This is a genomic window from Streptomyces sp. NPDC030165 (assembly GCF_055573595.1).
Genome location: NZ_JBVIBD010000012.1, coordinates 265,750 through 290,729 on the forward strand (window position 1 = coordinate 265,750; position 24,980 = coordinate 290,729).

Annotated in this window: 19 protein-coding genes and 7 pseudogenes; 16 read left to right on the top strand and 10 right to left on the bottom strand. The window is 69.3% G+C overall.

Annotated elements, in window-relative coordinates; all coding sequences use genetic code 11:
* Positions 1-49: 49 nt before the first annotated feature.
* From ACZ4Z1_RS23715 to ACZ4Z1_RS23730, 4 genes and pseudogenes are all read right to left on the bottom strand, one after another.
* Positions 50-307: a hypothetical protein gene (locus ACZ4Z1_RS23715; RefSeq protein ID WP_468488606.1), complete on the bottom strand. Its 258-nt coding sequence runs from the start codon at positions 305-307 to the stop codon at positions 50-52.
* Positions 289-1,221: pseudogene (locus ACZ4Z1_RS23720) on the bottom strand (ATP-binding cassette domain-containing protein). The gene ACZ4Z1_RS23715 and the pseudogene ACZ4Z1_RS23720 overlap by 19 nt, the downstream one beginning before the upstream one ends.
* Positions 1,164-1,754, bottom strand: coding sequence for a hypothetical protein (locus ACZ4Z1_RS23725; RefSeq protein ID WP_468488607.1), 591 nt, complete (start codon positions 1,752-1,754; stop codon positions 1,164-1,166). Before ACZ4Z1_RS23725 ends, ACZ4Z1_RS23720 begins: the two are co-directional and overlap by 58 nt.
* 118 nt (positions 1,755-1,872) lie before the next feature.
* Positions 1,873-2,004 (bottom strand): annotated as a pseudogene (locus ACZ4Z1_RS23730) (iron dependent repressor, metal binding and dimerization domain protein); the annotation flags it as partial.
* Positions 2,005-2,540: 536 nt separating this feature from the next.
* On the opposite strand from ACZ4Z1_RS23730, the gene ACZ4Z1_RS23735 reads away from it, so the two are divergent.
* Positions 2,541-3,296, top strand: coding sequence for a hypothetical protein (locus ACZ4Z1_RS23735; protein ID WP_468488608.1), 756 nt, complete (start codon positions 2,541-2,543; stop codon positions 3,294-3,296).
* A gap of 1 nt (position 3,297) precedes the next feature.
* Here ACZ4Z1_RS23735 and ACZ4Z1_RS23740 read toward each other — a convergent pair whose 3' ends face one another.
* Positions 3,298-3,504, bottom strand: coding sequence for a hypothetical protein (locus ACZ4Z1_RS23740; RefSeq protein WP_468488609.1), 207 nt, complete (start codon positions 3,502-3,504; stop codon positions 3,298-3,300).
* Between the two features lie 596 nt (positions 3,505-4,100).
* Here ACZ4Z1_RS23740 and ACZ4Z1_RS23745 point away from each other — a divergent pair.
* Entirely contained in the window at positions 4,101-5,084 is a 984-nt protein-coding gene (locus ACZ4Z1_RS23745; RefSeq protein ID WP_468488610.1) for an alpha/beta fold hydrolase, read from the top strand.
* Between the two features lie 420 nt (positions 5,085-5,504).
* Here ACZ4Z1_RS23745 and ACZ4Z1_RS23750 read toward each other — a convergent pair whose 3' ends face one another.
* The gene (locus tag ACZ4Z1_RS23750) at positions 5,505-6,359 is read right to left on the bottom strand and encodes a DUF4231 domain-containing protein (protein WP_468488611.1); all 855 of its coding nucleotides are present in this window, start codon (positions 6,357-6,359) and stop codon (positions 5,505-5,507) included.
* A gap of 191 nt (positions 6,360-6,550) precedes the next feature.
* Between ACZ4Z1_RS23750 and ACZ4Z1_RS23755 the strand changes: the two genes are divergently transcribed.
* From ACZ4Z1_RS23755 to ACZ4Z1_RS23780, 6 genes and pseudogenes are all read left to right on the top strand, one after another.
* Positions 6,551-7,900 (top strand): hypothetical protein, encoded by a 1,350-nt coding sequence (locus tag ACZ4Z1_RS23755; RefSeq protein ID WP_468488612.1) that lies wholly within the window; start codon positions 6,551-6,553, stop codon positions 7,898-7,900.
* A 331-nt stretch (positions 7,901-8,231) separates the two neighbouring features.
* Positions 8,232-8,386: pseudogene (locus ACZ4Z1_RS23760) on the top strand (transposase family protein); the annotation flags it as partial.
* Positions 8,387-8,458: 72 nt separating this feature from the next.
* Positions 8,459-8,806 carry a PadR family transcriptional regulator gene (locus ACZ4Z1_RS23765; RefSeq protein ID WP_468488613.1) on the top strand — a complete coding sequence of 116 codons (348 nt, stop codon included), beginning with the start codon at positions 8,459-8,461 and terminating at the stop codon, positions 8,804-8,806.
* Between the two features lie 725 nt (positions 8,807-9,531).
* Complete coding sequence (locus ACZ4Z1_RS23770) at positions 9,532-9,801, top strand: hypothetical protein (protein WP_468488614.1); 270 nt, start codon at positions 9,532-9,534, stop codon at positions 9,799-9,801.
* A gap of 956 nt (positions 9,802-10,757) precedes the next feature.
* On the top strand, positions 10,758-13,394 hold the full coding sequence (locus ACZ4Z1_RS23775) for an ATP-binding SpoIIE family protein phosphatase (RefSeq protein ID WP_468488615.1): 2,637 nt from the start codon (positions 10,758-10,760) through the stop codon (positions 13,392-13,394).
* Positions 13,395-13,439: 45 nt separating this feature from the next.
* Positions 13,440-13,583: pseudogene (locus tag ACZ4Z1_RS23780) on the top strand (IS5/IS1182 family transposase); the annotation flags it as partial.
* Between the two features lie 416 nt (positions 13,584-13,999).
* Here ACZ4Z1_RS23780 and ACZ4Z1_RS23785 read toward each other — a convergent pair.
* Positions 14,000-14,134: a hypothetical protein gene (locus tag ACZ4Z1_RS23785; protein WP_468488616.1), complete on the bottom strand. Its 135-nt coding sequence runs from the start codon at positions 14,132-14,134 to the stop codon at positions 14,000-14,002.
* Positions 14,135-14,372: 238 nt separating this feature from the next.
* Between ACZ4Z1_RS23785 and ACZ4Z1_RS23790 the strand changes: the two genes are divergently transcribed.
* From ACZ4Z1_RS23790 to ACZ4Z1_RS23800, 3 genes are all read left to right on the top strand, one after another.
* Positions 14,373-15,800 (top strand): flavin monoamine oxidase family protein, encoded by a 1,428-nt coding sequence (locus tag ACZ4Z1_RS23790; protein WP_468488617.1) that lies wholly within the window; start codon positions 14,373-14,375, stop codon positions 15,798-15,800.
* Positions 15,801-15,868: 68 nt separating this feature from the next.
* Complete coding sequence (locus ACZ4Z1_RS23795) at positions 15,869-17,407, top strand: flavin-containing monooxygenase (protein ID WP_468488618.1); 1,539 nt, start codon at positions 15,869-15,871, stop codon at positions 17,405-17,407.
* 305 nt (positions 17,408-17,712) lie between these two features.
* Positions 17,713-18,972: a PucR family transcriptional regulator gene (locus ACZ4Z1_RS23800; protein WP_468488619.1), complete on the top strand. Its 1,260-nt coding sequence runs from the start codon at positions 17,713-17,715 to the stop codon at positions 18,970-18,972.
* Positions 18,973-19,003: 31 nt separating this feature from the next.
* Here ACZ4Z1_RS23800 and ACZ4Z1_RS23805 read toward each other — a convergent pair.
* Positions 19,004-19,309: pseudogene (locus ACZ4Z1_RS23805) on the bottom strand (transposase family protein); the annotation flags it as partial.
* A gap of 4 nt (positions 19,310-19,313) precedes the next feature.
* Here ACZ4Z1_RS23805 and ACZ4Z1_RS23810 point away from each other — a divergent pair.
* Positions 19,314-19,703, top strand: coding sequence for a hypothetical protein (locus ACZ4Z1_RS23810; RefSeq protein ID WP_468488620.1), 390 nt, complete (start codon positions 19,314-19,316; stop codon positions 19,701-19,703).
* A 62-nt stretch (positions 19,704-19,765) separates the two neighbouring features.
* Here the strand turns inward: ACZ4Z1_RS23810 and ACZ4Z1_RS23815 are convergent, their stop codons facing one another.
* Positions 19,766-21,253, bottom strand: coding sequence for a UDP-N-acetylmuramoyl-L-alanyl-D-glutamate--2,6-diaminopimelate ligase (locus tag ACZ4Z1_RS23815; protein ID WP_468488621.1), 1,488 nt, complete (start codon positions 21,251-21,253; stop codon positions 19,766-19,768).
* A gap of 873 nt (positions 21,254-22,126) precedes the next feature.
* Here ACZ4Z1_RS23815 and ACZ4Z1_RS23820 point away from each other — a divergent pair.
* Positions 22,127-22,309 (top strand): hypothetical protein, encoded by a 183-nt coding sequence (locus tag ACZ4Z1_RS23820; RefSeq protein ID WP_468488622.1) that lies wholly within the window; start codon positions 22,127-22,129, stop codon positions 22,307-22,309.
* A gap of 377 nt (positions 22,310-22,686) precedes the next feature.
* On the opposite strand, the pseudogene ACZ4Z1_RS23825 reads toward ACZ4Z1_RS23820, so the two are convergent.
* Positions 22,687-22,944, bottom strand: a pseudogene (locus tag ACZ4Z1_RS23825) (MerR family transcriptional regulator); the annotation flags it as partial.
* 331 nt (positions 22,945-23,275) lie between these two features.
* Between ACZ4Z1_RS23825 and ACZ4Z1_RS23830 the strand changes: the two are divergent.
* The 3 genes and pseudogenes from ACZ4Z1_RS23830 to ACZ4Z1_RS23840 all read left to right on the top strand — a co-directional run.
* Positions 23,276-23,419 (top strand): annotated as a pseudogene (locus ACZ4Z1_RS23830) (DUF2267 domain-containing protein); the annotation flags it as partial.
* A 333-nt stretch (positions 23,420-23,752) separates the two neighbouring features.
* Positions 23,753-24,094, top strand: a complete 342-nt coding sequence (locus ACZ4Z1_RS23835) for a DoxX family protein (protein ID WP_468488637.1) — start codon at positions 23,753-23,755, stop codon at positions 24,092-24,094.
* 243 nt (positions 24,095-24,337) lie between these two features.
* On the top strand, positions 24,338-24,547 hold the full coding sequence (locus ACZ4Z1_RS23840) for a DUF397 domain-containing protein (RefSeq protein WP_468488623.1): 210 nt from the start codon (positions 24,338-24,340) through the stop codon (positions 24,545-24,547).
* Positions 24,548-24,980 lie beyond the last annotated feature (433 nt).

The window sequence follows — 24,980 nt, forward strand, 5'->3', positions numbered from 1 at the left end:
CGTATGCAAAGGGGCGTCCACCTCACGCAGGCGGGCGGTGAGGACCGGCTCACGCACTCGCCGCCGGTGTGCGGGAGATGCTCCAGAAGTGGGCGTAGCGGCCCCCGCGTCGCAGCAGTGCGTCGTGGCTGCCGTCCTCCGTGATCCGGCCGCCGTCCAGGAAGACGACGCGGTCGGCGCGCCGGACGGTATGCATCCGGTGCGCGACCATCACGACCGTCCGGCCCGCCATCAGGCGTTCGATGCCTTCGTGGGCGGCCGCCTCGTTCACCGGGTCCAGTGCGGAGGTCACCTCGTCCAGCAGCACGACGGCAGCGCTCGCGCGATCGAGACACTCTGGCGTTCACCGCCTGACAGCAGCGCGCCGCCCTCGCCCACGTGCGTCGCCCATCCGCCGGGCAGCCGCTCGACCACTTCGTCCGGCCGCGCCGCGGTGGCCGCCGCCCGCACCTCGGCTTCGGTGGCGTCGGGGCGGCCGAGCCGTACGTTCTCCTCGATCGTACCGTCGAAGAGACAGACGGCCTGGAAGACGATGGCGATCTACACCGTCAACACCTCCGTGCTGACGGCGCGTACGTCCACGCCTCCCACGCGCACCGCGCCCGCGTCCACGTCGTGGAACGGGGCCAGCAGTTGCAGCAAGGTGCTCTTGCCCGCGCCCGACGGTCCGACCACGACGAGCCGCTGCCCCGCCGGCACGGACAACGACACGTCGTCGATCACCGTGCGGTCGCCGCGCCGGAAGGTGGCGGACGCGAACTCCAAGCCGTGATCCACCGGCCGGACCGGTTCGGCAGGCTCCGGGAGCGGCTCGGTGCGCAAGATCGCGTCGAGGCTCGCCATCACGGAACGGGCACCGCGGAGCTTGCCTCCGATGTCCGTCAACGACAGCAGCGGGTCCGCGCTGCGGGCGGCCGGCACCAGGATCGTCAGAACCTCCGCCACGCCGATGTCCCCGCCGAGCACGAGGTGGGCGCCCAGAGCCAGCAGTACGGTGAACACCACCTGCACCGTGAGCGTCAGCCCCAGTGCTCCGGGCAGCGCCGACAGCGTGGACCCGCGGGCGGCGCGCTGGACTTCCCGCAGCGAGTCGTCGAGCAGTCGGAAGCGTTCGGCGGTCCGGCCGCCGGCACGCAGCACCGGCTGGGCGCGAAGGTATTCGATCACCCGCCCGGTGGCCTCGTGGTCGCGTGCGGCGCGCTCCGCATCCCCGGCGGCCATCGCGAGCGTCCCGTACGGATCTGGAGCGCCGCCACGACCGGTGCGGCAGCCGCCGCGGCCAGTCCCATGCGCCAGTCGAGGGCGAGCATCACGGCGACGATCGTCAGTGGAGTCACACAGGCGGAGATGAGCGGTGCCAGCAGGTGCGCTACCACGCTCATCGCTTGCAGGACACCGCGGCCGGCGAGGACGGACACCTCCCCGACGCGGCCGGCGCCGTACCAGCCGAGGGGCAGCCGGGCCAGGTGATTGCCGAGCCGGTGGTACGTGCCGCGCAGGAGCGCGGTCCCGACGTGGAAACCGGACCGGTCGCTGACGTACCGCAGTACGGCGTAGACCGCGACCGCGGTACCGAACGCGAGCAGCCAGGGCCAGGCGTCCGCGGGCGCGCCACCGAACAGGGCCCGCAGTACGGGAACCAGCAGGGCGTAGGACAGGCCCTCGGCAACCGCGGCCGCCGTCATCAGGGCCACGGTGCGGAGCGTCGGCCGGGCGTACTCGTGGCCGAGGACGCGCAGCAGCATACGGATCATCGGAGTTCGTCTCCTTGCGGTACGCCACCAGGGATCTCCACGAAGATGTGGTCACTGAGCCCGCGGGGAATCGTCGCCTGCTCGGCGCCGGGCACGCGCACTCCCCTCCCGCCGGTCACTCCCGCTCCGTTCCCGCCCACCGAAGGCCGATCACGTCCGCCAGCAGGCACTCTGCCAGGCGGTGCTTGCGCATGACCCGTACGGCCCGGCGGCGGCCCGGCCCGGCCATCACCAGCCGCCGGTCGTCGGCGGCGAAGGAGTGGTGCTCCTGCACCACCACCGGCCGCGCCCGCGGAGCCGTCGATACGCCGAGTTCTCGCAGTGGCCACCGGCTTCTCCCCCGCACTTCCCTCGGCAACCCTGACGCGCACCCACCTCTCCTCGTACAAATCGAAATGGTCGAAGTGAAGCATCCGGCACGAATTAACGATCCCGCACGGGCTGACCGGGAAATCATGAGTGGCCAGGTCGCTGAAGTCCTTACTGCGAACCTGTTGCATTGTCATTCGCCATCACAGACCTGCCCCGGCAGATTCGGCGGAACATCGAAATGGCGAGATACGGCCCGTCGGCTCCCGGCGCAGGACGGACAGCTACACGCGCCCCGTATTCCGATGGGAGCATCTTTGACATTGCGGGGCGGGCTGACAGGGACCGGTCGTGCGCTGCCGGTCCGGCCGGTGCTCACTGCCGAGCGGTGGCAGGTTCACAGTGGGGGACGATGTGACAGGTACAGAGTGGTGGCTTCCGGTAGCCGCCTGCGCGGTCGTGACGTGGGTAGCGCTCTTGATCCGCTTCCGCGGGGAGGGACGCATACTGGCGACCGCGGCATCACGCGGCCGCTTCGTCATTTTCGTCCTCTGGACGGCATCCGTGGCCGGACTGGCGAGCACCCTGCTCGTTCCGTACGCGTCGAGCGTTCCCCCGGCGATCGTCGGGGCGGCCGCAGGGGTGGCGGTCGTGTTCCGCACCGGCCGTGAACAGCCGAAGCAGTCCACCGACATCGTCTTGAAAGTCCTCACCCTGTACAACTCGGTGCTGCTGGAACGCCTGGCCGAACAGGTTAAGAGCGACGAAGCCGACTGGAGCCTGCACCTGGCCGAAGGATTCTGCGACAGCTTCGAGCTCGAAGGCTTCATCGAGGATGTCAAGAACCACCTGCTGCAACGGGCCGAGATCCCCGGAAGAACGAAACAGCGCACCAACGCGACGAAGCGGGCGATCATCACTACGCACAAAGAAGCTCAGGCCGCAGTGCGGGCATGGACCACACAGGAACGCAACGCACAGAAACTGAATATGGCCGCAGGTGAGGACTCCACGGCGACGGAGAGGAAGATGCGCAGCACCCGGGCCGGCGCCGAGCAGCATTGCTGCTTCCTGCTCGGCATCGCCTACAAGTCCGGCAACCGTGCGGCCGACCGCAAGATCGAGGCCATCAAGGACAAGCAGTCCCACGCTGGTGAACGGCATGGCCTCGATGCCGCGCGCCGGCGTCGATCCTCCTCCGTGACGACTCGCGTCGGCAGCCGCCCGCGGTGAGCTAGCGCGGGGTGGGGACGTACGGGCGGGCCGGCCCGCCCTCCGGGACGTGACGCTCACCGGCGTCCGACTGGGTGGCGTGCGGCGGATCGTAGAACTGGACCTCGACGTGGGCACTCAGCGCCTCGGCGATGTGAGCGAGGGAGTGCAGTGTGAGGTTCTCGTCGCCCGACAGGATCTGACTGACCCTTCCCGGAGTCACGCCCATGCGCCTGGCGAGATCCTTGCGGCTCAAGTTGCGCTCGGCGAGAAGTCCTACGAGCGAGGCCGTGGCTTGGCGAGCGAGTAAAGTGCCTGCGGTTATGCCTGTCCCGGCCATTGCAACCCCCAGTCGCTGAGGCGTCCTGGCGGACGCGCCCTCACTAAGAGCATCCCACGTTTAGGCTTGGCTAAAAGCCCCTTCGGGACAAAGAGTTGTCGAGTCGGCGCACTGGTGTCCGATATTCCATTTCGTGACCAGCCCTGATGGGCCGGTGTCGTGATTCGGCCATCTTCCCTCCGCGAGATGTGACCTCCGGAGCCTCAAAGTCCCCTTTGGATCGTCATTACCGAGCACTGCCCTCTTCAGACTCATGCACCCGAGGACGACACCGAAGTGCCGACCACGGCACCCACGGGCCACCCGTCCACAGCGGGCCACCGCACCAGGCCGACACGAGTCCCGCCACCGGCGGCACCGTCCCCGTACGCACCCAGGAGCCGGACTTCTCGTAGCGGTACATCCTCCATGTTCGATAACGCGACCACAGGAAACGTCAGTATCTTTACGGTCGTCCAGCTTCTTCCGATCGGGGTGGTCCGGCAATGGCTGAACGACAAGCTCTGAATGTCGGCCCGTCGCGGATAAGGGTGGCGTACGAATGCTTCGGCGACGACCATGCCCCGCCCGTATTGTTGGTGATGGGCGGCGGTGCGCAGATGATCGCCTGGCCCGAGGAGTTCTGCGCTGAACTGGTCCGCTGCGGCCTGCGAGTCATCCGGTTCGACAACCGGGACGCCGGCCGGTCGTCGCACCTTCCCGACCTGCCGGTACCCGACCTGCAGACCACACTGGACGGCGGCTTTCCCTCGCCGCCCTACACGTTGTCGGACATGGCCGACGACATCATCGGCCTGCTCGACGTACTGAACCTGGACAGCGTCCATCTGGTGGGCGCGTCGCTGGGCGGCATGATCGCCCAGACCGTGGCCATCGAGCACGCCGAGCGTGTCCGCTCACTGACGTCGATGATGTCGAGCACCGGTGACCGTACGGTGGGCCGGCCCGACTCCACCGCGCTCGCGGTGCTGGGGACGCCCCCACAGGACCGCCAGAGCTTCATCGCCTGGCAGCTCCGGGCCCTGCGAGCCGTGGCGTCCCCGGACTTCGCGTTCGACGAGGCCGCAGTGACCGAGCGGGCCGAACGTGCTTACGACCGGCGTCACGACCCCGCGGGCATGGTGCGCCACTTCGCCGCGGCCATGGCCTCCGGGGACCGCACGGCACAGCTGCGGTCCGTACGACTTCCCGCGCTCGTCATCCACGGCACCGACGACGTGATGATCGACATGAGCGGCGGACGAGCCACCGCCGCAGCCGTCCCTGGCGCCGAGCTCGCCATCATCGACGGCATGGGCCACGACCTTCCCCGCGCGCTGTGGCCCCAACTCACCATGCTGATCGCCCACCTGATCCACCGCGTCGAGACGGCGGCCCGGTCGCACTTCAGAGAGCCCGGCAGGAGGAACGGCTCGATGAGGATCAGCTCCGCGCCCGCCTCGGCGAGGGGCGCGAGCAGTCGGTCTTGACCCGCCTGGACTTCCTCCGCGGTTATCACGTACCCCTGCGGCTCCAGCGTGTGCCGGCCCATGTCGTTGACCCTGACCAGGATCGTCACCCATCACGAACACCAACCTGCTTCCCACGCAAGCCGTCCACAGAATCGACGATTCCTCCCACCACTGGCGACAACCACCCCTGAAAGGAACACGTTCATGGGCCGCCGCAGCTGCCCGACCTCTGCGGCCGCCGACGGTTGGTCCTGTGACCGGGGCGGCCCGGAGGACTGCATGCTCGACCAGCCCACCGGCTGGTGTCCGTCGGTTGCCGCTGTACGGGCAGAAGCCGGCCCGGCCGGAACCCGGCTCACCCAGCCCGGCACCGCGCGTCGGGGCAGAGCCGCACCCGTGCCGGTGACGGGCATTCCGGGCAGTGGCCCCCGCAGTGGCCTACTCGCTGAACCACTTGGCCATCCACCCCTCGTTCTGTGCGGAGATGACCCGTTCGCACTGCTCGACGAAGGCGTCGTCGGTGGCGGCGTCGGGTGCCTCGGCGCGGCGGGCCGTCAGGCTCTCCAGTTCCGCGGCGGTACGGGAGAACTCGACCTCCTGGTAGGCGTATCGGGAGGCCGCCGCGTGCGCGGTGACCGCGGCGGCAACGGTGGTGACCGTCGCGACCCACGCGGTGGTCCAGTCCTGCCCGAAGACGCCGGATATCGCGCCCAGTACCGCGGCGGTGGCGGCCAACGCCAGTTCCACCCGTCGAACCTGGGCGTTCCGTCGGCTCATGTGCGCGGCCCGGGGCCGGTAGTAGCCCTCGACCTGGCCGACGACCCGCAGCTCCAGGTAGGACACGATATCGGTGACGGCGGGCAGCGCGCGCCGGCGCGGGGTGCAGGGGAGGGTGCGGGCAACCAGGTCGGAGGCTTCCGTGATGACCCGCTCGGTGCGGTCCAGGAGTACCTGGGGGGCGTCCGCGTCCCGGTAGGGGGCGACGCGGGCGAGGTACGCGTAGATCTCGCTCTTGAGTTCCTCGCTGACGGAGCGCAACCTGGTCCAGTCGCGCACCTGTTGGGGGCCTGCCCTCTTGGTGGCCAGCGGCACGAGCGCCACCGCGAGGGCCGTCAGGAACGCCAGGGCCTTCCCTGCTTCGTCGCTCCACGCCATGATCTGCGCAGCAGCGGTGCCGGCACAGGCCCCCGTCACGCCCAGCACGAGGGCGACGGTCCTGGCCCGCCCGATCGCGCGCTTGGCGTGGTCGGCCGCCTGCGACCATGAGCTTTGGCGGTCCCATAACCACTGCACGGTTGCGTCCCCTGATGTCCCCACAGGCGGATCTTCTCAGCACTACCGTCAAAAGGACAGCGCGCACCGACCGACCCGTATGGAATGAGATGCCGGAATTACGCCGCACTGAAGGTACGAAGCCGTCCCGGACAAGCCGTCCGCCCCGTCAGGCGGCCGTGATCGAGCAATCTCCGTTACTGGGGCGCAGGTTGAGCACCCTGGGCTGGGTCGCGCTGACGCTGGGCAGTGGGTGCCTGGGCATCCGCTACGGGAGCGCAACGGCCTGGGGAGGCTGGGGGCTGCTGGCGGCCGGGGCGGCCCTGGTGGTGGCCGGGGCATGGGGGGTACTGCGGGGACGGCAGCATCTGACGCCCGTCCTGACCAGCCTTCAGGGACTCCCCGCCGACGAGCGGGTCGTGTTGTTCCTCCGGGCGTTCTCCGACGACACCGGGTTTTCCCGGGTGGCCGCACTGCGGTGGTTTCTTCTGCTGTTCTCGTCATTGCTGCCGACGCCCGCCCATCTGCGCACCGAGGAGGACCAAGTCGGCCGTGCGGTCGCACCGTTCGGGCGGATGGTCGCGCTCGGGCGCCCGTCCGACCGGCTGCCGAGGCTCGGCGCCGAGCGCAGTTACGCCTCGGACGAGACATGGCGGGCCGAAGTACTCGCCGCGCTCGATCGTGCCGCGCTGGTCCTGCTGGTCGCCGGGGCGGGCCGGAGTCTTGCCTGGGAGGTCGATCAGGTGGTGGGCCGCGACGATCCCACCCGCCTGATCCTCGTCGTCAGTCGTGACCGTAAACAATACGGCCGGTTCCGGGAGGCGTTGGGAGGCCGTTTCCCCAACGGGCTGCCGCACCACCCGCCGGCGCGGATGCGACACCGTCTCCTGCGGGGGCGCTACGTCCGTGCCGCGATCTGGTTCGACGGTGACTGGACACCACACTGGGAGATGCTGGACGGCAGGTTCCCGCTGATCGGGCTCGCGCGTCGCACACAGAGGGCGCTGCCACGCGCACTGCGGACGGTCTACCAGCGGGCCGGCGTGCCGGCACGGGTCACGCCCACGACGCCGCGCCCGTGGGCGGTGAAGCTCAGTATGCCGCTGATCGCCGCGTTCTGGCTGATCCCCCTTGCGTTGCCCGCCCTCGCCGCCCTCCTCGCCAAAGCTGTCAACGCCGCCGTCACCAAGGCCTTCGCCGGCTCTTCCGGCACTCCCGTGGATGTCAGCACCGACGCGCCCAGTGATTTCTCCACCACAGGCCACGACAGCGTCCTCGACTTCCTGTCCGCGGCCTGGCCGATGTGGTTGTGGGTGGCCGTCGTGGCCACGTGCGGGTACCGGGTGTGGCGCGGCGGGCCCTACGTCATCATGATGGCCCGCATCCAGGGCGTCTTCGTCCCCGTCTTCCTGCTGGCATTCGTGCTGGCGACGCTTCCCGCCTACGCCAGGTCGGCGTTCGTCGCCTTGAGCCTACTGGTGCTGGTCGTCCTGGGCATGCCCGTAGCCGCCATGCTGCTCTTCCGTCGTGACGTGCGCGATTGGATCGACTCGCGCCTGTAGTAGCAGACCGTCGCCCCACAGGGGCCCCGGTGAGGCATGGGATGCGCCATGGTGCTGCGCACGGCTGGCGCCCCCGTTCCCGTTGGTCCAGGCCAGGAGAGGCCAACGGAATGAATCCCTTGCCCACCATGGAGCCGGCGCCGCAGTGAACGACTTCTACGCTGTCGTGCCACTGGGCTGCCGGTACGGGCCGGCCGGAAACGTCGTCAGGTAGTTGCCACTCATCGCCCGCCCCTGCGCGCCCTGGAAGCGCGCAGCTGAGCGGCGAGTCGAAATACGCCCCACTCCCGACATCTCCCAAGCGAGCAGCAAGCGCGCTTCGGGTTTGAACCTGCGGCTTCGGACAGCCGAGCACGTGTTGGCCGACGCCCGGGCCGAGGGTGTCGTACTGCGGCTGGACGTCACCGAGGTGCAGGTCCGCCGGCTCGCGGCCGACCGCGGGCCACGCGAGCGTTCGTGTCGGGCAAGAAGAAGCAGCACACGCTGAACTGACCGACGAATGCCCACGATCATAGGTAGCTGATCGACATATATTGTTGTGCTACCTATGGTGGGGGCATGAAGAGACGATCTCTGCAGGAGCCGACCTCACTGATCTTGTGCGCGGTGGCGGACCAGCCCCGTCACGGCTACGCGATCACCCAGGAGGTCAAGAAGATCTCGGACGGGCGCGTGACGCTGCGGACCGGCACCCTTTACAGCGCCCTGCAACGCCTGCTCGAAGACGGACAGATTCAGGTCCACAGCGAGGAGACCGTCAGCGGGCGGGCCCGTCGCACCTACGCCCTGACACCGGAGGGGCGCGCCACGCTGTCCGCCGAGGCCGAGCGCCTGCGCGCGACTGCCGTCGAGGCCGAGCGCCGGCTCGCGGTCCACCGGACCGGCCCGAAGGGAGCCAGCGCGTGACCGAGGAACCCGAACAGGCCCCCTCCTCACGGCTTTTGCGTCTGTACCCGGCGTCATAGCACCGCGAGCACGGGCCGGAGATCGCCGCCATCCATGCCGACGTGATCCGGGGCGCCGGGCGCCTGGTGCGCTTGCGAGAGGCCGCCGATGTGGTCCGGCACGCGCTGCGGGTGCACCTGTGCCTGACCTCCGCGGACGGCCCCGGGCGTTTCCTGGCCGCCGCCGCGCCCTACGTCCTGGCTGTCGTGTGCGCCCCCGCTCTGTTCGGTGTGCTGGTGAACAGCACGTCGTGGACCGACGAGTGGACCGCGCAGATATGGGCGGACGGAGGGCAGACGGCAGACCTGGTGGGTGGGTCGTCAATGAGTGTGTCACGTTGGCCTGTGCGCTGGCGGTGCTGTGCGGGGCCGCAGGACGGTGGGCGCCGGCGAGGCTGCTCGCTGTCTTCGGTGTGGTGGCCCCGCCGGTGACCAAGTGGGTGTTCGAGGCGGACTACCTCATCTACCATCAGTACCTGGACCGCCCGCTGGCCGCCACTTCGGACATCCTCCATCCCGTACTGATCGTCTTGATCCTGCTGTGCTGCCCGGCGGACCTGCCACCGGTCCGTGCCGGCGACCGGGCAGTGATCGCGGCCGTGGCCGTGGACCAGTTTCCTCACCCATACGCTCGCCTGGTTCAAAGGCTCCGCCGGGGAGACGACGTGGACCACGCAGACGCTGTGGATGACGGAGATCCTGGCGCCGTTGGCCGTATTGACGGTCTTCCTGTTCGCCGCGCTGGCACGGGGCGGGCCGAGCGCGCGCTCGACGACCGCGGGAGTATTCACGGCCACGTCGCTGTGGCTGTGGCGCGACTACGGATTGCTCGGCACCGTACCGTACGGCGGCCTCCTCGCCATGGCACTGCTCGGCGCGGCCGTCGTGGCGGTCATCGTGATGCGCCGCCGGCGCCGCACGACAAGCAGCAACGGGCCCGTCGCTCGCGGCACCTGACCCGTCGGCCCATTGCGTCAGCGGTTGCTCTTCGCTTTGGGCCAACGGCTTGCCACCACCAGCCGGCTCGCGGCGCAGTTCGACGCGAAGAAGGGCAACGTGGCCCACCACCTCAGAGTGCCGCGAAGCCGGGCTGGTCCTCATAGCCGAGACCCGTCAGGTCCGCTCGCGGTAGCCGGTCCTGGCGAACTTCGGCGGTCGGCCGCCTTGCGAGCCGACCGCCTGGCAGTTGCGGACGCGGTCTGCGGGGGCCGGGATGGTTGCCGTGACGCCGCGACTTCGCAGGTGAGCCCGGTTACTGCGGGAATCGTACGACTTGACGGTCCGCACCCGGCCCAGTCGCCGGCGAGGCCGGCCGCGCCCCAGCCGGGGAACCCGGATCGCTTCCCGGACGGGGGCCGGCCGGTCCGGCCGGCGTGCCAGGCATGGGAGTGATCGACGCCGCGGAGCGCGAAGTCGGCGCCGTTCTTCTCGACGAGCCGGCCGCTGTGCACGTGCGTGACGCCGGTTCGACTCGGATGAGGGCTTGCGTGCTCCGGCGCGCGCGCCGCGTGTCCGTACCACCGGCCGTACGGGGTACGCGCCACCGCATGGGGTGAATCATGGTGCGCAGAGTGCTGCGCGGATACGGGTGGGGCAGGAGCCAAGATGGCGGCGGCCCCGGAAGGAGCGCAAGACGTGTCACGCAGAGGGGAGGTGGGCCACCGGCCCAGTCCGCTCCCCCACGTCTCCTAGTGGGCGCAGAAGCCGGTACCAACAGGACGCCACCGCCCGGGCAACGGCCGGACTCCATCCGTACCCGGGCGATTCCGGGCACGTTAGGTCGAGTTGTGATCAGGACGGGCCAGGACGGAAGGGAGGACCGTAGTTTGCTCGGACCGGAATGCTCCAGTGTGTGACCGAATCCAGTGGGACGAGCCCACCGACACCGCGGCGGGCCCGAAAGGAAGCACGACATGACTACCGTCCGTGCGGCGGAGCGGCCTGCTCCGCCTCCCCTCTTCGCTGTATCGCTGGGCACCTGCTTGTCGATCGCCGCGCTGGATGTACTGACCGGTCCCGATCCGCAGCTCATCGCGCTCCTGATCATCGGCCCGCTGCTTGCCTGCACCCGCCTCGACGTACGCCGCACCCTGCTGGTGGGCTGCTGGGCCGCGCTGGCCGCCGTGGTGACGGGCCTGCTGGGCGGCGCCCTGCTGACGCCCGCGTTCGGCGTACGGTGGTGCGGGTTGCTGCTGGGATGCGGACTGACCGCGTACGGAGCGGGGAAACGCGCCTCCCTGGAGGCCGCCCTGCGCTCCCCGGTCCCCTCCTTGACCACCCCCAGGGACATCCAGGCCGCGATTTCGCTCCCCGCCTCCCCGGCCCCGGACGACGCGCACGCGTGCATCCGCTACCGCAGTGCCACTGACGAGCCGCGGACCGGCGGGGAGTTGCACGATGTCGCGCGCACCCCGTTCGGCCTGCGGGTCCTGGTCGGCGACGTCCGCGGGCCCGCTGCGGACACGGTCCGGCTGAGCGCGGCCGCCGTCGCCGGCTTCCGCGAAATGGCCTGCACCACGGCAGAACTGCCACGACTCGCCTCCGACCTGGAAACACGCCTCGCCCCGACGTTCGGGGCAGGCGGCTCCGTCACGACGGTGTTCGCCGAGTTCGCGCCCGGCGAGGTACGCATCGTCAACTGCGGCCACCCCCCACCCCTGCGCTGCTCGGGCCGGCACGTCGAACTCCTCGAACCCGCCGAGGCGACATCCCCGTTGGGCCGGGGGCCGCAACCGCTTCAGCAGCGTTTCCCCTTGCGGTCAGGGGACCGGCTGCTGTTCTACACCGGCGGCCTGACCGGGGCCCGCAACGCTCAGGGCACGGTCTTCCCCTTGCTGGACGAAGCAGCCGCCGTCCTGAGTGAATCCTCTCCGGAGGAAGCGCTCCGCTCCCTGTACACGCGGCTGTTCCAGCACGCCGGACGGCTCACCCAAGACCTGGCCCTGGTGCTGTGCCAGCCCGTCGAGTCCGGCACCCCCTCCACGGGGCATACGGACTGCCCCCTGGTGGCCACCGCCGTCTGGGACGGCACCGACAGCGAGGCGGCAGCGGCACAGGTCAACGAACTGGCGGCCCTGGTCGAATCCTCGCACGACGCGATCCTGGCCAAGACCCTGGACGGGCGGATCACCTACTGGAACGCGGCGGCCCAGCGGCTGTACGGCTACACCCCGCAACAAGCGGTCGGCTCCCACGTCTCGATGCTCGCACCACACGAGCGCAAGGGCGAGATCGACGAACTGCTGGGCCGGCTCAGCCGCGGCGAGAAGATCGAGCACTTCGAAACCATCCGGGTCACCAGCACCGGCGTACGGCTCGACGTGGACGTCACCCTGTGGCCGACCCGGGCCCCCGACGGGAAGGTCGTCGGAGCCTCCGCGATCGTACGGGACGTGAGCGCGCAGAAGCGGGCCGAGGCCGAAATCACCGCGCTCTACGAACAGCAACGTCACATTGCCATGACCCTGCAGCGCAGCCTCATGGGCATCCCGCCCGAGATTCCCACGGTGCCCACCGCCCACCGCTACCTGCCCGCCACCCAGGGGCCAGGGGTCGGCGGCGACTGGTTCGACCTGGTACCGCTGGGCGCCGGCCGCGTCGGCGCGCTGATCGGCGACGTCATGGGCCGCGGCCTGGACGCGGCCGTCGTCATGGGGCAACTGCGCTCGGCCGCGCACGCCCTGGCCAAGAGCGGCTTGTCGCCGCGGCGGCTGATGCACACCCTGGAAGCGACCGTCGCCGACCTGCCCGACCAGTTCATCACCTGCTGCTACCTGGAGATCGATCCGGACGCGGGCACGGCCACGATCTGCTCCGCCGGGCACCTGCCCCCACTGCTGGCCACACCGGACTCCGGTACCCGCATCCTCCCGGTGCCGGTGAGCGTCCCCCTCGGCGTGGGCGACGTCCCCCACGAGGAAGTCACCGTCTCCCTCCCGCCCGGCGCCACCCTCGTGCTCTACACCGACGGCCTGATCGAAACGCCGGGCTGTGACATCGACGTCCAGGTCGACGCCCTCGCCGCGACGCTGGACGCCGCGTTCGCGACCGGGCCCGACCTTGAACAGGCGGCCGACCACGCGCTGGCCGAGCTGCTGCCGGGCAACGGCGGACCGTACGACGACGTCACCCTGCTCCTGGCCCGCCTGCCGTCCGCCCCGCTCGCCACGGCCAGCCGCGCCCTGGAGGCCGTTCCCGCGGCGGTGGCCGAGGGGCGTGCCTTCGTCACCGAGTTCCTGGCCGCCTGCGACTGCCCCCACCTGACCGACGACGCGCGGCTGCTGACCTCCGAGCTCCTCACCAACGTCGTCTGCCACGCCAGGGGGCCCATCGGACTGCGGCTGTGCCGCAACGCCCGCGAAATCACCGTCGAGGCAACCGACCACAGCACGCACCTGCCGCACCAGCGGACGGCCCGCACCGTCGACGAGTCCGGGCGCGGTCTGACGCTCGTCGACGCGCTCGCCGACTCCTGGGGCAGCCGCCCCACCGAGGACGGCAAGACCATCTGGTTCACCATGTCCGCGGGCGCCCCTGACACACCGGCATGAGAGCCGCTGTGCGATGGAGCTCGAAGGGCACATCACAGGACCGAGCGCGCCGGCCGGCCGCGGCGCAAGCCCCGGAGCCCCTATGCCGACCGCGGCTATGACCACGAGGTCTACCGCCGCCGCCTGCGGCAGCGGAGCATCGTTCCGAAGATCGCTCACCGCGGGCAGCCGTACGGCTCGGAGCACGGCCTTCTTGCGCAGGTGTTCGGGGTCGTCGTCCTCCCAGGCCGCCGCGGAGCGGGCCGCCGCCTCCAGCGGCAGGCGGCGTCGGCGGTCGCAGCGGGCCGGATCGAGGGCGGAGGTGGCACGGTCGAAGGCCCGGTAGAGGCGGCGCGAGAGGGCCCAGAAGGCGGCCTGGGTGACACCGAGCCGCCGCCCGGCGTTGGGCGGGAGGATGAAGGTGAGGATGCGCCAGGCTTCGGCCAGGATGGCCTTGCCGGTGTAGTGGCTGGCCAAGCAGCGGCCCGGCCGGCACCGTCCTGGTAGGCAGCCCCTCGGGGCCGGGCCGCCCGGCCAGCTCCGCCTCAAGCAGCCCCAGGACGCCGGAGCGGTCCAGCAGCGCGGCCATCTGGAAGACCTTCGAATCCGGGATCCGCGCCGGGGCATCAGTCGAGTGCCGTGGCAATCAGGTTCTCCGGCGGCGGATCACGGTGGCCGGGGCGGAACAGGAACTCCTGCCCGGCCTTGTCGGCCAGCTCAGCGAGCGTGTCTTCCCAGCCGACGCGGGCGAACAGGCGCACCTGGAAAACGGTGCGCCAGCGACCGAGGCCGGTACGCCTGACGGCGGGGCATAGCAGGTCGCAGAGCTCGTCGATCGAGACGACCCGGCGCGTACCGGTGCGGGGATCGGTCTTCCGGGGCTCGCTGTGCAGTCTGCACACCCCGCGCCTGCAAGTTGGAGCAGACCGGCGTAGAGACGCGGTCTCCCAAGCCCGCAGGCTGCACTGTGCACCACCGAATCGCGCCGGGAGGAACGTCATGGAACACCCAGACACACCCCAGAGCACGGACGTCGTCATCATCGGCGCCGGCGTCTCGGGCCTTACAGCGGCCCGTCGACTGACCCAGGCCGGCCACTCGGTGATCGTCATCGAAGCGAACGACCGGGTCGGCGGGCGTACCGTCAACCTTGAGGTCGGCGACGATGTGATCACCGAAGGCGGCGGGCAGTGGGTCGGTCCCGGGCAGGACCGCGTCCTGGCCCTCCTGGACGAGCTGGGGCTCAAGACCTTCAAGACCTACGTCGATGGGAAGTCGATCTACCTCCGGAAGGGGAGGAGCAAGCTCTACGAGGGAACGATCCCGCCGTTCAGCCCGGCCGCCCTCGCCGACTACGCTCAGGTGCAGACGCGCCTGGAGCGCATGGCGAGGACGGTACCGCTGGATGCGCCGTGGACCGCCGAGAAGGCCCGCGAGTGGGACAGCACCACGCTCGGCCGCTGGCTCGACAGCAACGTCCTGACCGACGAGGTCCGTTTGCTGCTGACGATCGGGTTCAGCGTCACCGACGGTGAGGACCTCCACAGCACGTCGCTGCTGGTCCAGCTGATCCGTATCGCGGGGTGCGGTGGGATCGGGCACCTGCTCAATGTCACGGGCGGAGCCCAGGAGTCCCGGGTCACGGGGGGCACCCAGCTGATCTCCTTGCGCATGGCTGAGGACCTTGGGGAGCGGGTCGTCCTCAGCTCCCCGGTGTCGGAGATCAGCCAGGACGGACAGGGCGTGCTCGTGAGGTCCGAGAAGATCGATGTCCGGGCCGACCGCGTCATCGTCGCCATGGCCCCGTCCGACACGAACCGCATCCGCTTCTCGCCCGACCTGCCCACGCGCCGGGCCATGCTCCAGCGGCGGTGGTGCAACGGCACCGAAAGCAAGATTTTCGCGGTTTATGACAGGCCGTTCTGGCGGGAGCGGGGATTCAACGGCCAGGCGATCACCGACCTTCCGGTCGCGAACTATGTTGTGGACAACTCGCCGCCCGACGGCAGCGTCGGAATCCTGCTCACCTTCGTGGGCACGGCCGGGGCCGGCTACGGCCTGCACTGGACGGACGAGATCCTTGATGACCCCGACGCTCGCCGCGCGGCGTTCCTGGCCGACCTGAGCACACTGTTCGGCCCCCTGGCTGCCCGTCCCGTCCAGTACCTCGAAAAGGACTGGACGCACGAGCCCTGGATCAGCGGATGCGTCAGCTCACGTCCCCCCGGCGTGATCACCCAGTACACGGACGCCGATCGCCGGCCGGTCGGGCGAATCCACTGGGCCGGTACGGAGACCGCCGTCCTCAACCAGGGCTACATCGACGGCGCGGTGAGCGCGGGTGAACGGGCAGCCGCCGAGGCCCGGCGAGCGGCAAGTGTGCAAGGTGCACCATGGGCGGCCGCAGACTGGCGCACCACGGTGTAGAGGGCGGCTGGTCACGGAGGGCAGGGTGGGCCGCATCGCAAAAGCCGGCCGGACAAGGGGTGAATGTGATGAGGAAATCGAAGAGCGCGGTCGAGGAATTCGACATCGTGATCATCGGCGCCGGGATCTCCGGCATCGGTGCGGCCCGCTATGTGACCGAGTTGTTTTCCGAGAAGAAGGTGGCAGTACTGGAGGGCCGGGACGACATCGGGGGTACCTGGGACCTGTTCCGGTACCCCGGTATCCGGTCGGATTCTGATCTGCACACTTTCGGATACGAGTTCAAGGCATGGCGGGACAGGGCTGCCATCGCCGACGCCCCGCTCATCCGTGACTACCTGCGCGAGACCGTCGAGGAGAACCGGCTCGACCGGCTGATCCGGCTCCGGCACCGGGTCGTCTCCGCGCACTGGTCCAGCACGGAGGCGGCATGGACGCTGGCCGTCGAGGTCGACGGGACCACCGGCGAGGAGCCGACCCGCAAGGAGTTCAAGACGAACTGGGTCTTCGCCGGCACGGGCTATTACCGCTACGACGAGGGATACACACCTCACTTCGAGGGCCGCGAGGACTTCGCCGGTGACATCCTGCATCCGCAGCACTGGCCCGAGGGCTATGACTACGCGGGCAAGAAAGTGGTCGTGATCGGGAGCGGCGCGACGGCGATCACGATGGTCCCGTCGATGGCGACGGGACCGGGGGCGGCCGCGCACGTGACGATGCTGCAGCGCACCCCCACCTACGTACTGCCGGCTCCGCGGGTGGACTCTCTGGCACTGCTGCTGACCAGGTTATTCGGTGAGCAGCGGGGATACGCGTTGGCCCGGTTCAAGAACATCTGGATGGACCAGGGAATCGTGGTCGGTCTCCGCACGTTCCCTCGGGCTGGCCGGGCACTGATCCGCTACGTCAACAAGCGGGCGCTTCCGAAGGACTTCGACGTGGACACGCATTTCAACCCTCCGTACAAGCCCTGGGACCAGCGCCTTTGTCTGGCACCGGACGGGGACTTCTTCAAGGCGCTCAGCGGTGATCGGGCTTCCGTGGTCACCGACAGAATCGTCCGCTTCACCGAGAAGGGAATCCTGCTGGAATCCGGACGTGAGCTGGAGGCCGACGTCATTGTCACGGCGACCGGCTTGAACCTGCGCTTGCTCGGCGGGATCAGTCTCTACAAGGACGGCGAGCTCATCGACCCCTCCCAGGCCATCACCTATCGGGGCACGCTGCTGTCGGGAGTTCCCAACTGGGTCCTGGCCGTCGGGTACACGACCTCGTCATGGACCTTGAAGATCAGCCTGGTCTGCCGCTACTTCTGCGGCCTGCTCAAGCACATGGATGCATTCGGCTACGACACAGCGGTCGCCGTGGCCGGGCCCGGCATGCAGACCCGGCCCGTCATGGACATCAGCGCCGGATACGCGCAGCGCGCGAGCAACATCCTCCCGCGGCAGGGGACAAAGCAGCCCTGGCAGATGGCGATGTCCTACCCGGAAGACGCCAAGCTGCTGCGCGGCCCGCTCTTCGACGAGAACCTGCACTTCACTTCCCGCACCGACTGGACGGGCCGCGAACCGGCCGCCACTGCACCGCACATGGGCGCGTAGAGGAGGAGGCCCGTGTCCGCGATGAGCCAAGCCACCGCGTCGGCACCTGATCAGTTCGTCCGGCTGCCGAACGGCACACGGCTCTGCTACCGCCTTGACGGCCGCCCCGGTGCGCCGGCGGTCCTGCTCCTCGGCGGCCTCGGCGAGCCGCCCACATCGCGACCGCGTAGACAGGCCCACCGGCCGCCTGGACGCGAACGCGTCGCCGCACACCCCGGCCCGGCGACGAGCACCCCGACTCGGGCGAATCGAGCCGGCCGCAACCCCTGACACCGAGCCCGAGGGCGATAGTGCACCATGCACCTATGGACCAGTCCGGATCAGCGGGAGGAAGGCAGGAGCTCGAGGAACTGTGGCCCCCGCCGCGGGACCGGGTGAGCACGCTGATACGCACGGTCGCCGAGCGGCTGCTGCAGTCGTGGCCGCAGATCGTCGACGAACTGCTGGCAGCCTCGCAACGAAGCACCCAGTACCGGCCGATCGCCGACGATCCGGTGCTCGCCGAGAGCGACCGGCGAATGAACAAGGCCAATCTCGTGCACTGGCTCACCGCGAATATGCACCGCCCAGGCCGACGCGTGCCGCCCTGTGTCGAACCGGAGATCCTGGCCTTTGCCCGCGATCTGTTCCGGCGGGGCATGGACATCAACGATCTCGAATCCTGGCGTGCCGTGCAGCGGGCCGTGTGGCACCTGTGGATCCACGCCTGCTTCGCGGCGACCGAGGAACCGGACGATCTTCGCGAACTGGTGGAGGTGTCGGTGTACTCGATCGCCACCTTCACCGACGACTCGATCACCGCGCTGTCCGCCCACATCGACGAGGAACGCCAAAACCTTGTCCGCGGTGCCCAGGCCAAGCGCCAGACGACCGTCCAGCTGCTGCTCGAAGACGCCCCGATCAGCCGTACGAGGGCGGAGGAGCAACTCGGGTATGCCCTGACCGGCGACCATGTCGCGGCGATCGTGTGGGCCGACAGCATCGAACGCGCTCACCACTTGGAGCTCGCGGCCGAACGGGTGACGCGCGCTTGCGGGGTCGGCCACCGACTGACGCTCGTCGCGAGCACAGCCGCTCTGTGGCTCTGGATGCCCACCGGCCGGACCCCTCCCGTTACGGTCCTCAAGCACGAACTGGTCGACCTGCCAGGCGTGCGAATGACTCTGGGCCGACCGGCCAGGGACCTCCAGGGATTCCGCCGCAGTCACCTGGATGCCGCCGCCGCACAACGGCTTCTGGCCCGACTGGGATCGACCCGGTCGGTCATCCGGTACGAGGACGTGCAGCTGGTATCCGTCCTGACGGCCGACCTGGCGCAGGCTGAGCAGTTCGTCACCGACACGCTGGGCGAACTCGCGACCGCGGACACCCAACTGCGGGAGACCGTGCTCACCTATGTAGGCGAGCGGTTCAACGCGTCGAGCACAGCCGAGCGTTTGTACACCCACCGGAACACCGTGGAGCGACGCCTGGCCCGCGCCGACCAGATGCTGCCGCTGCCGCTGGCCCAGAACGCGCCCGGCGTCGCCGCCGCGTTGATGCTGATGCAGCTACGCGACGAGTGACCCGCGGCAGGCAGGACGCTCAGGAATCCTTTCAGGAAGCTGGGAGTCTGCGGGCGAGCACCATGCAGTGAGCGAGCTGGAGGAACGCGTTGTGCATGTCGTCGCGTGCTTCCCAGCGGATGCGGAGCCGGCGGGGGCCGTGGAGGTGGGCGATGGCGGCTTCGGCGACCCGGCGCGCACGGCCCGGCCCCGAGCCGTGCGGCTGCCCGCGATGAGCAATCCTGGGGACGATGTTCCGCTGGCGCAGGCGGCGGTAGACCTCGTGGTCGTAGCCGCGGTCGGCGTACAGGGACCGCGGCCTGCGAAGGGGCCGGCCTCGTCGGCCGCGGACCAAGGGCACGTTGTCGACCAGCACCACCCGGCTCACCGTGCTGCGCGCCGGACGCACCCTTCTCGACCAGCACACCGACTACGGCGGCCCAGCCTCCGCCTGGGACGGTCCCGCCGTGCTCGCTGGACACCGCGCCACCGGCCAACTCCTCACCGTCGCCCCCGACCTGGACACCGATCGCAAGCAGGTCCTGATCAACGAAGTCCACCCCGGCCACGAAGGAGACGGCCCGGCCCGGGGCCAAGCCGTCCTCACACCCCTCGTCGGCGGGCCGGCTCTGCTCGCCACCGCCGTCGCCCCCACCACCGCTCGCCTGCGCCGCCTGCTCGACACCGCGCTCACCCACTCCTTGCCTGCCCGGCCCCAGACGTTTCCCGTCCACCCCACGACCACCGGTTGACGTCAAGGGCCCGGCCCTCGCTCACCGACCGCGGCCCTGCCGCGCCAGGGTGGAACTGGACGTCATGCCTCCGCGAGTTCGTGCACGGTGGCCATGTCGCTGAAGGGGAACAGTTCGTCACCGACGATCTGGTACGGCTCGCTGCCCTTTCCGGCGATCAGGACGATGTCGTCCGGGCCCGCCGCGGCCAGGGCGAAGGCGATCGCCCGGCGGCGGTCGGTGAACCGTTCGAAGGGGGTGCCGGTCTCTGTGAGGCCGGGGGCGATCTGGTCCAGTATGGCCTGGGGGTCTTCGTTGCGCGGGTTGTCCGAGGTGAGGACGCACAGGTCGGAGTGGGTCCCGGCGATCCTTCCCATCGACGCCCGCTTGGTGGTGTCCCGGTCCCCGCCGCAGCCGAAGACGGTGACGACCCGGCCGGAGGCGAAGCCGCGGATGGTGGCCAGGACCTTGTTCAGGGAGTCCGGTGAGTGGGCGTAGTCCACGATCACCAGGGTGCCGCGCGGCGTCTGAAAACGTTCGAAGCGGCCGGGGACAGCGGGCGCCCGTTCGAGCGCGGCCACCAGCGCGTCCAGGTCGTGCCCCAGAATGTGGCAGGCCGCCACGGTGGCAAGCGCGTTGGCCACCGCGAACCGGCCCGGAACCGGGATGGCGGCCGGGTACTTGCGGCCGTCGTGGTGCAGGATGAACCGCGTTCCCAAGGCGTCCGCGACCAGGTCGGTCGCCTGATAGTCCGCCTGCACGTCAAGAGCGTACGTGGTCACCGCGCCGGGCATCATCAGCTGGATCCGGGCACCCACGGCGTCGTCGGCGTTGACCACCGCGCGCCGGCACAGGCCCTGGAACAGACGCAGCTTGGCGTCCCGGTAGTTCTCCATCGTCCCGTGATCGTCCAGGTGATCCTGTGTCAGGTTGGTGAAGACCCCGACATCGATGAACGTACGGTCCACCCGGTGCGTGAGCAGGCCCATGGACGTGGCCTCCAGCACCACACTGCCGGCCCCGGCGTCCCGCATGCACCCCAGCAGGTACTGCAGATCCGGCGACTCGGGTGTGGTCAGCACCGACCGCGGCATCGGGATCAGCTCGTCGCCGATCCGGCTTCCGGCCGTCCCGATGACGCCCACCCTGGCGCCCTCGGAGATCCGCAGCACCGACTCGACCATGTACGACACCGAGGTCTTCCCGTTGGTGCCGGTGATCGCCACCATGTCCATCTGCCGCCCCGGCTCCCCGAAGTAACGGGAGGCGGCAATCGCCGCCACCACGCGGCTGTCCGCAACCCGCACGGCGCACACCTCCGCCGCCCCGGCCCACACCGACTCCGGTACGGCCGGAGCGCTGCCGTCCACGAGCACTGCCGCAGCGCCACGGGCGAGGGCCGGCGCCACGGCACAGGGCCCGCCCCCACGGTGGCCGGGAACCGCGATGAACAGTGAGCCCGGCGTGACCCGGTCGGCGTCGAAGGCCACACCCGCGGTGATCCAGGTCCTGTCCGGATCACCACGGAGAACCTGGTAGTCCTGCCCGGCCAGCAACTCGCTCAGCTTCACAATGAACCCTTCGAAGGTGGCCAGACCCGGTCGTGCGGCCGTAGCCGGGCGACAGCACCGGCGGAACGCCGAGACTGCGGTGATGACGTGGAACGGGTGGCGGCAGAACACGCGACCGAGGCACGTCCGGAGAGAGCCGGACGCGAGCGGCAGGCCGACGCGGCAGAGCAAGCCCCGCGGCGCTCTTCGGAACAACAGGGCGCCAGGGGCGCGTTACGCGTCGCTAGCCGTGGCCGTGGCCGTGCAACGCAAGGCGGCCGGTTTCAGGCACCCCGACATCGACCGCCGCATACGGCCCGGCACCCTCCGGACCCGCAGCGTTCAAGCGCACCACGGAGGGGGCCTGCGGCAGGCTCTCCCTCATGTTATCGGTGCGTCCCATGGGCCGAGTGTACGTCCCACCGAGCGGCTCGAAACCCGCCTCCACCGCGTCCGTGGGCCGAACGGCCCACCGACGGGCCGGACGAGACACGGTTGACCTGCGACAACCGGAACAGTTCGGTGAGCCGAGCCTGACCGGAACGCTTCCCACATGCCGGTCGCCACCCGCGACCGGCTACGCAGCGCGCCCAGCGCCGCGCAGCGAACACGCATGACTGAATTTCCGTTCGGGATACTCAGTTCTCCGGCAGCCGGCGCGATCGTGCTCGTCCTAGGCCTCCTACCCGGCTCACGCCCTCTGTGGTGGCTGGTCTCCGCCTGTATGGTCGGGCGAGCTGCCTCCGGAGAGCGTCCAGGTCCTGCTGCCCGACCCTCGTACCCAAAGGGGCTCCTGGCTTGTCCGGCGCTCGCACGACATGTGCCGATTCGATCCCGCTTCACCCCGGACTGCTCAGGCGTCAGGTCCGAGCAACCATGGATTGCCTGGCCCATATGCCCGAAACACACCGGGACTTGGCGCTCCGCAGCTTCGACCTGCCCAACATCTGCCGCGTGATCGCAATAGACCAGGCTGCCTACCTCACCTTCTACAGCAACTCCACTCACGGCAGGAACTCCCCCTGCCTGGACGCCCGCGCGTGTGGGTCGAGGCGGCACAACACCGAAAGGCACTGAAAGACCGATCTGCGCAGGTCAGAGATGCGGAAGGCTACACAACCGCAGGTCAGACCGGTCCGGTAGACGGCCTGATGACACAGGTAACTAGGTCGTCGCCCCGATGACTCCCGGAAAAATACCTCGTCTTCACGTAAGAAGCGGTGTGAGTCTTCACGTGAGAAGCGGTGTGACGTAGCAGGCCCGCATTTCCACCTGCCGACGCGTGCAGATCGGCAGATGGCGCAGGCCGGCGAGCGGTCGGCGACGCTTGCATCGAATCCCGACGGCGTGTCGGTGCTCGCACTCACGAGCCGCTCTCACTCAACGGAGGGTTCCTGGGCCCCAGGTGATGTTTCGACCGCCCTCGGTCGACACGAAGAGTAGCTCATGCCGCTGACCATGCGGCAGGCAGCCTCGACGGGGTTGACCTGGTCGACAAGGTTGCGGGCGCAGGCGGCGATCTGGAGCTGGTAGAGGGAGGAGTGCCGGTGTCCGCCCGGCGAGCGCGGCGGTGTGATCAGACGGGTGTCGCCGATGGCGCGCAGGACACCGGCGTGGTGCCGAGTATCTCGGCGGACAGCCATCGCGTAGGCGGGGGAGCCATCGTCATCGAGACAGCCGAGCGCATCCTCTGTGGTCACCGGCACCTCCATCTGTCGGAGAACACGCCGAGAGGCCCTGGTGCCCACGGCACCAGGGCCCCGAGGACGGAAACCCCATCTGCCGGCCTACTGCGGGGCCGGACTTCTCAAGCCGAACCACCCCGAGGGGAGAGGGTGCATGCAGAGATCGCGGATCTGTGGCCGTAAGGCCACCTTCCGTTCCGGGGCCTGCAGTACCCGGGCCGACCTTCCCACCCGGGTGATCCTGATGGCGTCTGCCTTCCACTTTCTTTCCTGCCGGTGAATCCGGTTGCAGCTGCGCACACTGCCTGCGGCCCCTGCACCGGGCCGCAGGCACGGCGGCCAACAGAAGGACCCGGGGATGACCGGCCCCGCCACTCCACCACCGATCACGCGCGCAGTGCTGGAGACACTTGCCGAGCGCATCACTCCGGATGAGGCCAATGATCTGGCCGCCCAGTTGCCGACTGATCTCCAGTCCGCAATACCAAGCTGTGATGACATCACCTGGGACGGGCATCGCCCCGATTTTCGTAGGGTCGTGAGGCGCCCGAGAGTACGACCGCCAAGCCTCCGGGCCATGTGGCTGCCGGTACCCCACTCCCGGATTCCACCGTGTTCCGCGCGGGTAGGTGCCGCGGGCCGTCATCGCCGGACAGTAGGCGGCCATGGCCAGCAGCCCCGCGCAGCACGGCACAGCCACGCGATGACGAAGCCGCACCCCGAACGCTCGTTCGAGTCACATTCCTGCGCCTGCGTTTCGTCCACGCGGCGACGAACTCACCACACCCTGCCGGAGCGTGATGCCCCGGCAGGCACAGTACGAGGAGCACTCCTGATGTCCGCTGCCCACTTCACCGCCACCTTGCTCGCCGCCGCCATGGCGGGCTTCTCCGCCACCGTCAGTCTCTTGAACACCACCTGGGCCGAACGCTCATTGACCGACTACGGCGTTCCCCGCTCGTGGTGGACCTGGCTCGGTGCGGCCAAGGCCGCGGGCGCCGCGGGCCTGCTGGTCGGCCTGTTCATACCGGTCATCGGCGTCATGGCGGGAATCGGGCTGGCTCTGTATTTTGCCGGGGCCGTGATCACCCTCATCCGGGCGCACCGGTACGCGCACATCCCGGCCCCGCTCATATTCGCGGCGCCGGTGATCGGCGCCCTGGCCTTGGGAGCCTGAGGGGGAGGTGTCGGCGACGGTGCTGTGGGCGCCGCTCAGCGCACACACCGCGAAGAGGCCGAGGCCGGCGCCCGTCCGTTCCTCACCCGCTTCCCGGTGGAAGACGCACGGACGGTGCCGGATGTGTGGTCATCACGATCTCCGCCATGAGACAAGTCGGGGGCTGGGCCGCCCGGTAGGCGAGGGCTAATATCCTCGTCGGCCGCCTTGCGCTGCAAGTACATCTGCAATTGCATCGGTGCCATGGAAGGCGCGGTATGGCGCGAGAGCTCTCGTGGCAATCCCAACGGGAATTGCGTTGAGCTGGTGTTCTCGCCGACGGCGGGGTGGCGGTACGCAATTCCCGGCACGAGGGGGGCTGGGGCAGCGTTGGTCTACACCGGCGAGGAGATCGCAGCCTTCGCCCAAGGGGCCAAGGTCGGGGATTCCGACGACCTTGCCGGACTCGGCTGACATCAACAGTGCTGGACTGTGGTCGCCCGTCCTCGCCCATTCCCCGCTCACCCGTTGCTCGGGCAGGTCCGGAAGTACCGCGAAAACGTAATCGGCAAAGTCGACCAACCTTGACAAGGCGACGACCAGCTGCCGCCTCTCATCCGAGGATTTCAGGTCCTGCGGCTCCACCCCTTCATCAAGGTTGCGCAGAAGCCTGGCGTTTTCCGGTTGCGCCAAGAATTTTTCCCACTCCAGCATTTGGTTGTATATTCCGTCGAGTCGCACAGATGCCGACTGGATGGCCGACGACCGGGCCTGGTCCAACGCAGCTTCGGTCTGTAACGTCAGAGGCACCAGAACGGCGAGAGTGATGATGACCGTCGTGGCGCTGAAACCGATGGTCCACTTCTGTTGTCCGGTGAACCCCTCAGAGGGATCACCATCTACGGCC

Coding starts and splice junctions, on each gene's coding strand:
- ACZ4Z1_RS23740 (WP_468488609.1), bottom strand. CDS start 3,504: ATGGGCGTGACTCCGGGAAGGGTCAGTCAGATCCTGTCGGGCGACGAG.
- ACZ4Z1_RS23725 (WP_468488607.1), bottom strand. CDS start 1,754: ATGATCCGTATGCTGCTGCGCGTCCTCGGCCACGAGTACGCCCGGCCG.
- ACZ4Z1_RS23765 (WP_468488613.1), top strand. CDS start 8,459: ATGAAGAGACGATCTCTGCAGGAGCCGACCTCACTGATCTTGTGCGCG.
- ACZ4Z1_RS23820 (WP_468488622.1), top strand. CDS start 22,127: ATGCCCGAAACACACCGGGACTTGGCGCTCCGCAGCTTCGACCTGCCC.
- ACZ4Z1_RS23840 (WP_468488623.1), top strand. CDS start 24,338: ATGGAAGGCGCGGTATGGCGCGAGAGCTCTCGTGGCAATCCCAACGGG.
- ACZ4Z1_RS23745 (WP_468488610.1), top strand. CDS start 4,101: ATGGCTGAACGACAAGCTCTGAATGTCGGCCCGTCGCGGATAAGGGTG.
- ACZ4Z1_RS23790 (WP_468488617.1), top strand. CDS start 14,373: ATGGAACACCCAGACACACCCCAGAGCACGGACGTCGTCATCATCGGC.
- ACZ4Z1_RS23775 (WP_468488615.1), top strand. CDS start 10,758: ATGACTACCGTCCGTGCGGCGGAGCGGCCTGCTCCGCCTCCCCTCTTC.
- ACZ4Z1_RS23800 (WP_468488619.1), top strand. CDS start 17,713: ATGGACCAGTCCGGATCAGCGGGAGGAAGGCAGGAGCTCGAGGAACTG.
- ACZ4Z1_RS23795 (WP_468488618.1), top strand. CDS start 15,869: ATGAGGAAATCGAAGAGCGCGGTCGAGGAATTCGACATCGTGATCATC.
- ACZ4Z1_RS23770 (WP_468488614.1), top strand. CDS start 9,532: ATGACGGAGATCCTGGCGCCGTTGGCCGTATTGACGGTCTTCCTGTTC.
- ACZ4Z1_RS23835 (WP_468488637.1), top strand. CDS start 23,753: ATGTCCGCTGCCCACTTCACCGCCACCTTGCTCGCCGCCGCCATGGCG.